4 protein-coding genes are annotated in these 7,336 nt (G+C 49.7%); 3 read left to right on the plus strand and 1 reads right to left on the minus strand.

Translation table 11 applies throughout. The features are described 5' to 3' along the window. Window positions 1-2 precede the first annotated feature (2 nt). A complete protein-coding gene (locus KKE17_09535; protein ID MBU1710232.1) occupies window positions 3-3,116 on the plus strand; it encodes an efflux RND transporter permease subunit in 3,114 nt (1,037 codons plus the stop codon). Next, window positions 3,103-4,353, plus strand: a complete 1,251-nt coding sequence (locus KKE17_09540) for a TolC family protein (protein ID MBU1710233.1) — start codon at window positions 3,103-3,105, stop codon at window positions 4,351-4,353. Before KKE17_09535 ends, KKE17_09540 begins: the two co-directional genes overlap by 14 nt. A 307-nt stretch (window positions 4,354-4,660) precedes the next feature. Here KKE17_09540 and fbp read toward each other — a convergent pair whose 3' ends face one another. Continuing rightward, window positions 4,661-5,677: a class 1 fructose-bisphosphatase gene (gene fbp / locus KKE17_09545; protein ID MBU1710234.1), complete on the minus strand. Its 1,017-nt coding sequence runs from the start codon at window positions 5,675-5,677 to the stop codon at window positions 4,661-4,663. Between the two features lie 309 nt (window positions 5,678-5,986). On the opposite strand from fbp, the gene KKE17_09550 reads away from it, so the two are divergent. Beyond that, window positions 5,987-7,276 carry an MFS transporter gene (locus KKE17_09550; protein MBU1710235.1) on the plus strand — a complete coding sequence of 430 codons (1,290 nt, stop codon included), beginning with the start codon at window positions 5,987-5,989 and terminating at the stop codon, window positions 7,274-7,276. The last annotated feature ends 60 nt before the right edge of the window (window positions 7,277-7,336 follow it).

The following is a 7,336-nucleotide window of genomic DNA, read 5'->3' on the forward strand; positions in this document are numbered from 1 at the left end:
TAATGGACATCATCAAATATTCCATTGGCAAACCGGTCACTGTTGCCGTGGCGGTGATTCTCATTGTGATGTTCGGGATTCTCGGTTTGAACAAACTTCCTGTTCAGCTCACCCCTGATGTGGAAACCCCACAGATTACCGTGAGCACGGTCTGGGGCGGTGCAACTCCCTATGAAATCGAAAAGGAAATAATTGAAAAACAGGAAGAAGTCTTAAAAGGGCTCCAGGGCCTTACAGAGATGGAAAGTTCGAGTTTTAATAATTACGGCTCAGTAACTCTTTCCTTCGGGTTGGGCACAGATCTTGATGACGCACTGCTCAGGGTATCGAATAAAATGAATGAGGTATCCAATTACCCGGACAATGCCAACAAACCGGTAATCGAGGCAGCAGGAGCCCAGAGCTCTCCGGTGATCTGGACCTTCCTGAAGACCAAGCCTGGAAACGATCAGCATATCAACACCTTCAAAACTTTTTTTGAAAACAATGTCCGGCAGCATCTTGAGCGAGTTCCCGGGGTCGGGTCCCTGCTGGTTTTCGGCGGCACTGAAAACGAACTCCATATCACCATCGACATGAATAAAATGGCCCGCCATAACATTTCCATCGGCCAGATCACCAAGGCAATACAGAATTCCAACCGCAATATCTCCGCCGGTGTCCTGGGAATGGGCAAAAAGAATTACCGCATCCGTACCGTAAGCCAGTTTCAATCCCCTGAAGATGCCATGGACGTGGTGCTTTTTGATGACGGGATAAAACGGGTCTATCTGCGGGATGTGGCTGAAGTCGACCTGGGCTATAAAAAAGAAGACGGTTCCATACTCCATGACGGCATCCAAGGCATAGTTGTCGGGGTCAAAAAAGAGCAGGGAGCCAATGTTCTCGACCTGAGCGACAGAATGGAAGAAAAGGTGAATTGGCTCAATAACGGCATCCTTGCCGAAAATGGCCTGTACATCGACTGGGTATATGATCAGCGCCCCTACATCAATACCGCCATCGGCCTGGTAAAACAAAACGTCCTGATCGGCGGCCTGCTGGCCATCGCGGCGCTGCTCCTCTTTCTGCGAAGCCTTACCTCTACAGCGACCACTGCCATTGCCATCCCGATATCCGCCATCGGCTCCTTTATTTTCCTCTGGCTTATGGGCAGGAGTCTCAATGTTGTAAGCCTTGCGGGGATTTCCTTTGCCGTGGGCATGCTGCTGGATAATTCCATTGTTATTCTTGAGAATATCGACCGCCATCGAAAAATGGGTAAAGACGCTTTGTCCGCGGCATATGACGGAGCACAGGAAGTCTGGGGGGCGGTGCTGGCTTCCTCATTGACCACGGTTGCCGTGTTCCTGCCGGTAATCTTCATCCAGGAAGAGGCAGGGCAGCTGTTCAGAGACATTGCCATCGCAATCACCTTTTCAATTATATTAAGCCTTTTCGTGTCGATTTCGGTGATTCCAACCCTTATCCATCAGTTCTACAAACGAAAGAAAAACAGCACGTCGAAATTTCAGAAAAGCATTGTCGGTTCAAAAATCGCCTCGATGATTATGAAATTATCCGCTTTTTCTCTGAAAAATACTTTCATGCGCCTGACAACGATCATCGTTTTCACCTCGTTATCAATACTTTCGGCCTACCTGCTGATCCCCTCGGCGGAATACCTGCCCCAGGGAAACAGAAATCTTATTCTGAACATTCTGATCCCGCCACCTGGATATTCGGTGGACAAGCTCAAGGAAATGGGAGAATACATTTACAAGGAAGCAGAACCCTATTTCAAGGAAGACGGCAAGGACGGTATCCCGCAGCTTAAAAACATGTTTTATGTGGGGGCCGAGCGCTTCAATCTCTTCGGAGGGATCGGCGTCCACGAAACCCGCGCCAAGGAGATGATCCCCCTTTTTTCCCGCATCATGAATTCCATTCCCGGTATTTTCGGGGTAAGTATCCAGGCCGGAATTTTCGAGTCCGGCCTCGGTAAAGGCAGGACGGTTGATATAAACATTTCCGGCAAGGATATCGATGAGATTGTCAAGGTTGCCCAGACCCTGATGTTTGGCGTCATACCCCAGAAGATACCAGGGGCGCAGACCCGTCCCATACCGTCCCTTGAAACGAGCTATCCGGAAGTAAAAATCATCCCCAACAAGGAAAAACTTGCGGCCAACGGACTTTCGGAAGATGATCTCGGGGTCTATGCAGATGTCCTGATGGACGGACGTAAAATTGATGAATACCGCCCGGAAGGCATAAAACAGATCGACCTCGTACTCAAAGGCAATGACCTGAAATACCAGACACCGGAGGATATCTTGAACGGCACCATAGTCAACAGCTACGGCAACCTGATCCGGATTGCCGATGTCTCAACCATAGAATACGGCCAGGGCATGCCGCAGATCAATCATCTGGAACGGGACCGGACCATCACCCTTCAGGTGACACCTCCAGCAGACCTGCCCCTGCAGCGCAGCATGGAGATCATTGAAAATGACATCCTGGCTCCCCTGCAGCAGGGAGGCATGCTGGATAACGTTAACGTGACAGTGGGCGGCAATGCCGACAAACTTGACGAAACACGCCTTGCCTTGCAGTGGAACCTGCTGTTGGCGCTGCTCATCACCTATCTTCTGATGGCAGCGCTGTTTGAAAATTTCCTGTATCCCCTGGTCATCTTATTCAGCGTGCCGTTAGCCGCAGCAGGAGGCTTTGCAGGTTTAAGCGCAGTCAATGCCTTTATTGCACCCCAGGGATTTGATGTTCTCACCATGCTGGGTTTTATTATCCTTATCGGTACGGTGGTCAACAATGCCATCCTTATTGTCCACCAGTCATTGAATAACGTGCGTTATAACGGCCTCGTAGGTATCCCTGCAATATCCGACGCGGTGCAGACCAGAATCCGACCGATTTTCATGAGCGCCACCACCAGTGTTTTGGGCATGATGCCCCTTGTTCTTTCAACCGGTTCCGGGAGTGAACTGTATCGGGGGCTTGGCAGTGTTCTCCTTGGAGGTCTGGCGCTGTCGACAATCCTTACCCTTTTTGTCATCCCTGCCCTGCTGGCTTTTATTATAAAGTTTGAAAGGAGTCGATCCAATGAAACTGCTTAATTGTATCCTGGCCATATTATTATCCAGTAATGTTGCTTATGGCGCGCATCTCTCCGAGCTTCAGAAAACCGCCCTCGAGAATCGTAAAGTAATTGAAAAATATAAGACCAATCTCGAAAAAAGCGATGACGTGGAATCCATTGCCAAAAGCGGTTATTACCCTTCCCTGGATCTCGGCTACACTGCCACAATGCTTGATGAAGACAGCCTTTTTGAGCAGAAGGAGAACAGCGTTGCCTACGGGGCAGTTTCCTGGAATATATTTGCCGGATTCCGTGACAAGTACAGCATCCGTTCGGCGCAGTTATTGAGCAATGCCGAAGCATTTAAACTTCAGGGGATTGAGCAGGACATCAAACTCAATGTCGCTCTGCGCTATCTGTCGATTTATCACAACCAGGCCAACCTCAAGGTTTCGGAAGACTCTTATGCGACCCTTTCCAAAATGCATGAGGACGCCAAAAACCGGTTTGAAGTCGGACTCATAAAAAAGAATGAACTGCTTAAATTCAAAGTCGACCTTGATAATGCCGAGATAACCCGAAAAAAGGCGCGGGCCGGGGTTGATAAAAGTGTTTTTCTGCTGCAAAGGGAAATCGATACGACGGTGAATCTCGACGAACTGACTTTTCACGAATTTACTGAGCTGCCGAAACTTGCCGGACATGGGGAATACGAGGCTGAAATGCTTTCCAGCAACAGCTCGATCCAATTACTCAAAGAAACCATTGAAGCCTCCGAGCTGGGCATAAAAGCAGAAAAATCCCGCTATTACCCCTCCCTTGACCTCAAGAGCAGTTACCAGAAATACGACGACGACTATATCATCGGCTCAGGCAACTCCCCCAGCGAAGAAATCCGCACCCAGCTCGTTTTGTCGATGAATATTTTTGACGGCTTCGGTAAAAAATCCAGGGTCAACAAGGCGACCCTGGAGACAAGAACGCTGCGTTATGATCTCGAAGAACTGAGCCGCGACCTGACCACCGGGCTGAAAAATCTGTATCTGGATTATCAGGTGAGTTCCAGTAACGTAATAGTCAGCGAGAGCAGTATCGAACAGGCGGAAGAGAATCTCCGCATCACCAGACTCTCATACGAGGAAGGCCTTGCAAAAGAGTCCGACCTGCTGGATGCCATCTCCAATCTTTCAAGGGCGAAATACAACTTTGTTGCCGCTAAAAGCGAGGTATATGATACTTATTTCAAAATCATCCGCTCGGCAGAAGGGTTATGAGGATCGTCGAACCCTTTGAAATGATGTCTTTTTCAAATTTATTTGCATGAGGCACGGGTAAGTCAACAACGATCGCTGAAGTCGATTGCGAGAGGCACAGAGGCAGAAGGCACAAAGTGTAAAAAAACTTGCACCTCCTGGATCGACAGGCATTCAGTGCCGTTATTTCTTCGTATGCTATTGCTTTATTCCTTTTTGTCTGTGCCCTCTGCCTTCTGCCTCTGTGCCTGTAACTCATAGTATTTACAGGCTCAAAGCTGACCGTCTGATGACGGTGGTTTTATCCTTGACGCAGGACTAATACTAATTACCTTTTGCCGGACAAAAATTCCTCTGCAACATCCACATCGTATTTCGAGCCGATGATCAACGGCACCCGCTGATGCAACGATTCCGGTTCTATCTCCATAATCTCACGGCCATCGCCGGTGATTGCCCGTCCTCCTGCCTGCTCAACCACAAAAGCCAATGGTGAAGCTTCATAAAGCAGACGAAGTTTGCCCGTAGGTTTTGAAGGAGTTTTTTTGTCCCGGGGGTACAGAAAAATGCCGCCGGCAATCAGATTCCGGTGAAAATCTGCCACCAGCGAACCGATATACCGGGAGCTCAATGGACGGTTGGTCTCTTTGTCGTTTTCTTTGAGGTAATCAACATAGCGCTGCATATTTTCTTCCCAGAACTGGTAATTCCCCTCATTGACACTGAAATACTTGCTCCTTGGAGGAATTCTGATTTCGGGATGGGAAAGATAGAATTCCCCGACGCTGGGATCAAGGGTGAAACCCTGTACACCGTGACCGGTGGTAAAGACCAGCATGGTGCTTGATCCATAAATAATATATCCGGCTGCTACCTGTTTGGCGCCTTTCTGGAGCAGGTCATCTTCTGTGCCGGGGCCGTCGTCGCCATTTCTTCGGTGGATTGAAAAAATCGTGCCGATGCTGACATTCACATCAATATTGGAAGAGCCGTCAAGGGGGTCGAAGGCCAGGGTATATTTGCCTTCATAGCCTTCGACAACCGGAATGGCGTCCGCCTCCTCTTCCGAGGTCATGATGCAGAGGTAACCGCAACGGGCCATTCTTCTTTTGATGGTGTTGTTGGCGAAATCGTCAAGCTTCTGGACCTGTTCGCCCTGGATATTGGTCTTGCCGGCCATTCCCAGAACATCCGCCAGGCCCGCCATGTTTACTTCTGCAGAAATTCTTTTGGCCGCAACGATCAGCTCCATCAACAGGCCGGAAAGATCACCGGTTGCCTGAGGATGAAGATGCTGACTGTCCAGGATATGCCTGCTGACCGTAATGCCCAAAGCTGTATTCATTCTTTAACCCCTGCAGTATATGATTTATAAAAACGTGCCGCTTAACAATTCTCACCTTGATCATTTTCTGAGAGCGGCGGTAGCCACAAGTGACCAGACAATACTAAGAAAAATACCCTTCATGGTCAAATGAAAAAGGCAAATTTCTCTTTGTTGATTTCTTCCTCATGAAACTTATCGTATATTGTGAGAAATTCCCAGACGGCACCAGCATACTCCTGCCGGGCTTTGCCAAAGCACCCGGCTATCTTTTGAGCAGATTCGGGCAGTTAAACATTTCACCATTTTTTGGGATTATATCGAAAGATAATGATAACTGAAAAGAAACATACCGCACCGCATCTTTCAGTCAGTGACTGGCGTTCATACGTCACGCTGTTTTCAGAAAATCATCAGTTCAGAAGACTCTGGCTTGCCGGGATCATCAGCCAGATGGGCAACTGGTTCAATTATATCGCCATTTTCGTGCTGCTGACCAAGCTCACCGGATCAGGCGCCGCAGTGAGCTGGTTTCTCATCGCAAAATTTATCCCCACCACAATTCTCGGTCCTGCGGCTGGGGTTATTGCCGACCGCTTCTCCCGTAAAATGATCATGATTCTGAGTGATCTTTCAAGGGTCGCGGTGGTGCTTTGTTTTCTCCTGGTGGACAAACCGGAGCACGTCTGGCTGGTCTATGTGCTGGCCCTGATCCAGGAATCCATCTGGACCTTCTATGACCCGGCCCGCCGGGCAACGATCCCAAACCTCTGCCGTCCGGAGGAATTAAACATTGCCAATGCCCTGGGAGGTGCCACCTGGTCGCTGATGCTGGCTTTCGGCGCCGGTCTCGGTGGTTTAGTCACTGCCCTGCTGGGCTGGCAGACAGCAATCATCATTGATTCAGTAACATTTCTGGTTTCTGCAGGGCTTTTAAAAGGACTGGTTCTGCCTCCCCTTAAAAAACGACCGGAAAAGAAACTGACCTGGAAGGATTACACCGGGCTCAACGATCTTCATGAGGGCTTGAAATATGTTGCATCGGATAAGAAGGTTGCCGCCCTGCTTCTGGTAAAGAGTGGCTGGGCTATTTCCGGCGGAATTCTCGTGATGCTCACCGTCTTTGGCGAGGAGGTGTTTCCAACCCACGGGCCGGGAGCCGGCAGCGGCATACTGTACAGTATCCGCGGAGTCGGCGCGGCGCTGGGGCCGATCCTTGCCTGGCGCTATCTGGGTGAGACGCGCAATGAAATGTACCGGGCAATCGGCCTTTCCTTTTTCGTGGCATCAGGGGCCTACATGCTTTTCGGCCAGGCCCAGAGCCTGCTTGCCGCCATACCCTTTGTATTCATCGGTCATCTGGGGGGCTCGGTACAATGGGTGTTCAGCACCAATCTTCTGCAGCGCACGGTGCCGGATGAATTCCGGGGAAGGGTCTTTGCCGCGGAAATGGGCCTGCTCACCCTGATCTTAAGTCTTTCAACCTATTTTACCGGCGCCGCCCTTGGCCACGGCCTTGATCCGAGACTGGTGATGATGCGGCTTGCCATGCTCTTTCTGCTGCCGGGAATTATCTGGAGTGTTTATATCTGGACGAACAACCCTGCGACCAGAGAATAGAATGGAAAATTTTGATTTATGATGAAAAGGAAAAGTCCCTGATGATTACCTGGGCCGTCA

The sequence above is a fragment of the Pseudomonadota bacterium genome, assembly GCA_018823135.1.
Taxonomy (GTDB): Bacteria; Desulfobacterota; Desulfobulbia; order Desulfobulbales; family CALZHT01; genus JAHJJF01.

Excerpts from the sequence above, each read along its gene's own strand:
- KKE17_09535 (MBU1710232.1), top strand. The coding sequence starts at position 3 with ATGGACATCATCAAATATTCCATTGGCAAACCGGTCACTGTTGCCGTG.
- KKE17_09540 (MBU1710233.1), top strand. The coding sequence starts at position 3,103 with ATGAAACTGCTTAATTGTATCCTGGCCATATTATTATCCAGTAATGTT.
- fbp (MBU1710234.1), bottom strand. The coding sequence starts at position 5,677 with ATGAATACAGCTTTGGGCATTACGGTCAGCAGGCATATCCTGGACAGT.
- KKE17_09550 (MBU1710235.1), top strand. The coding sequence starts at position 5,987 with ATGATAACTGAAAAGAAACATACCGCACCGCATCTTTCAGTCAGTGAC.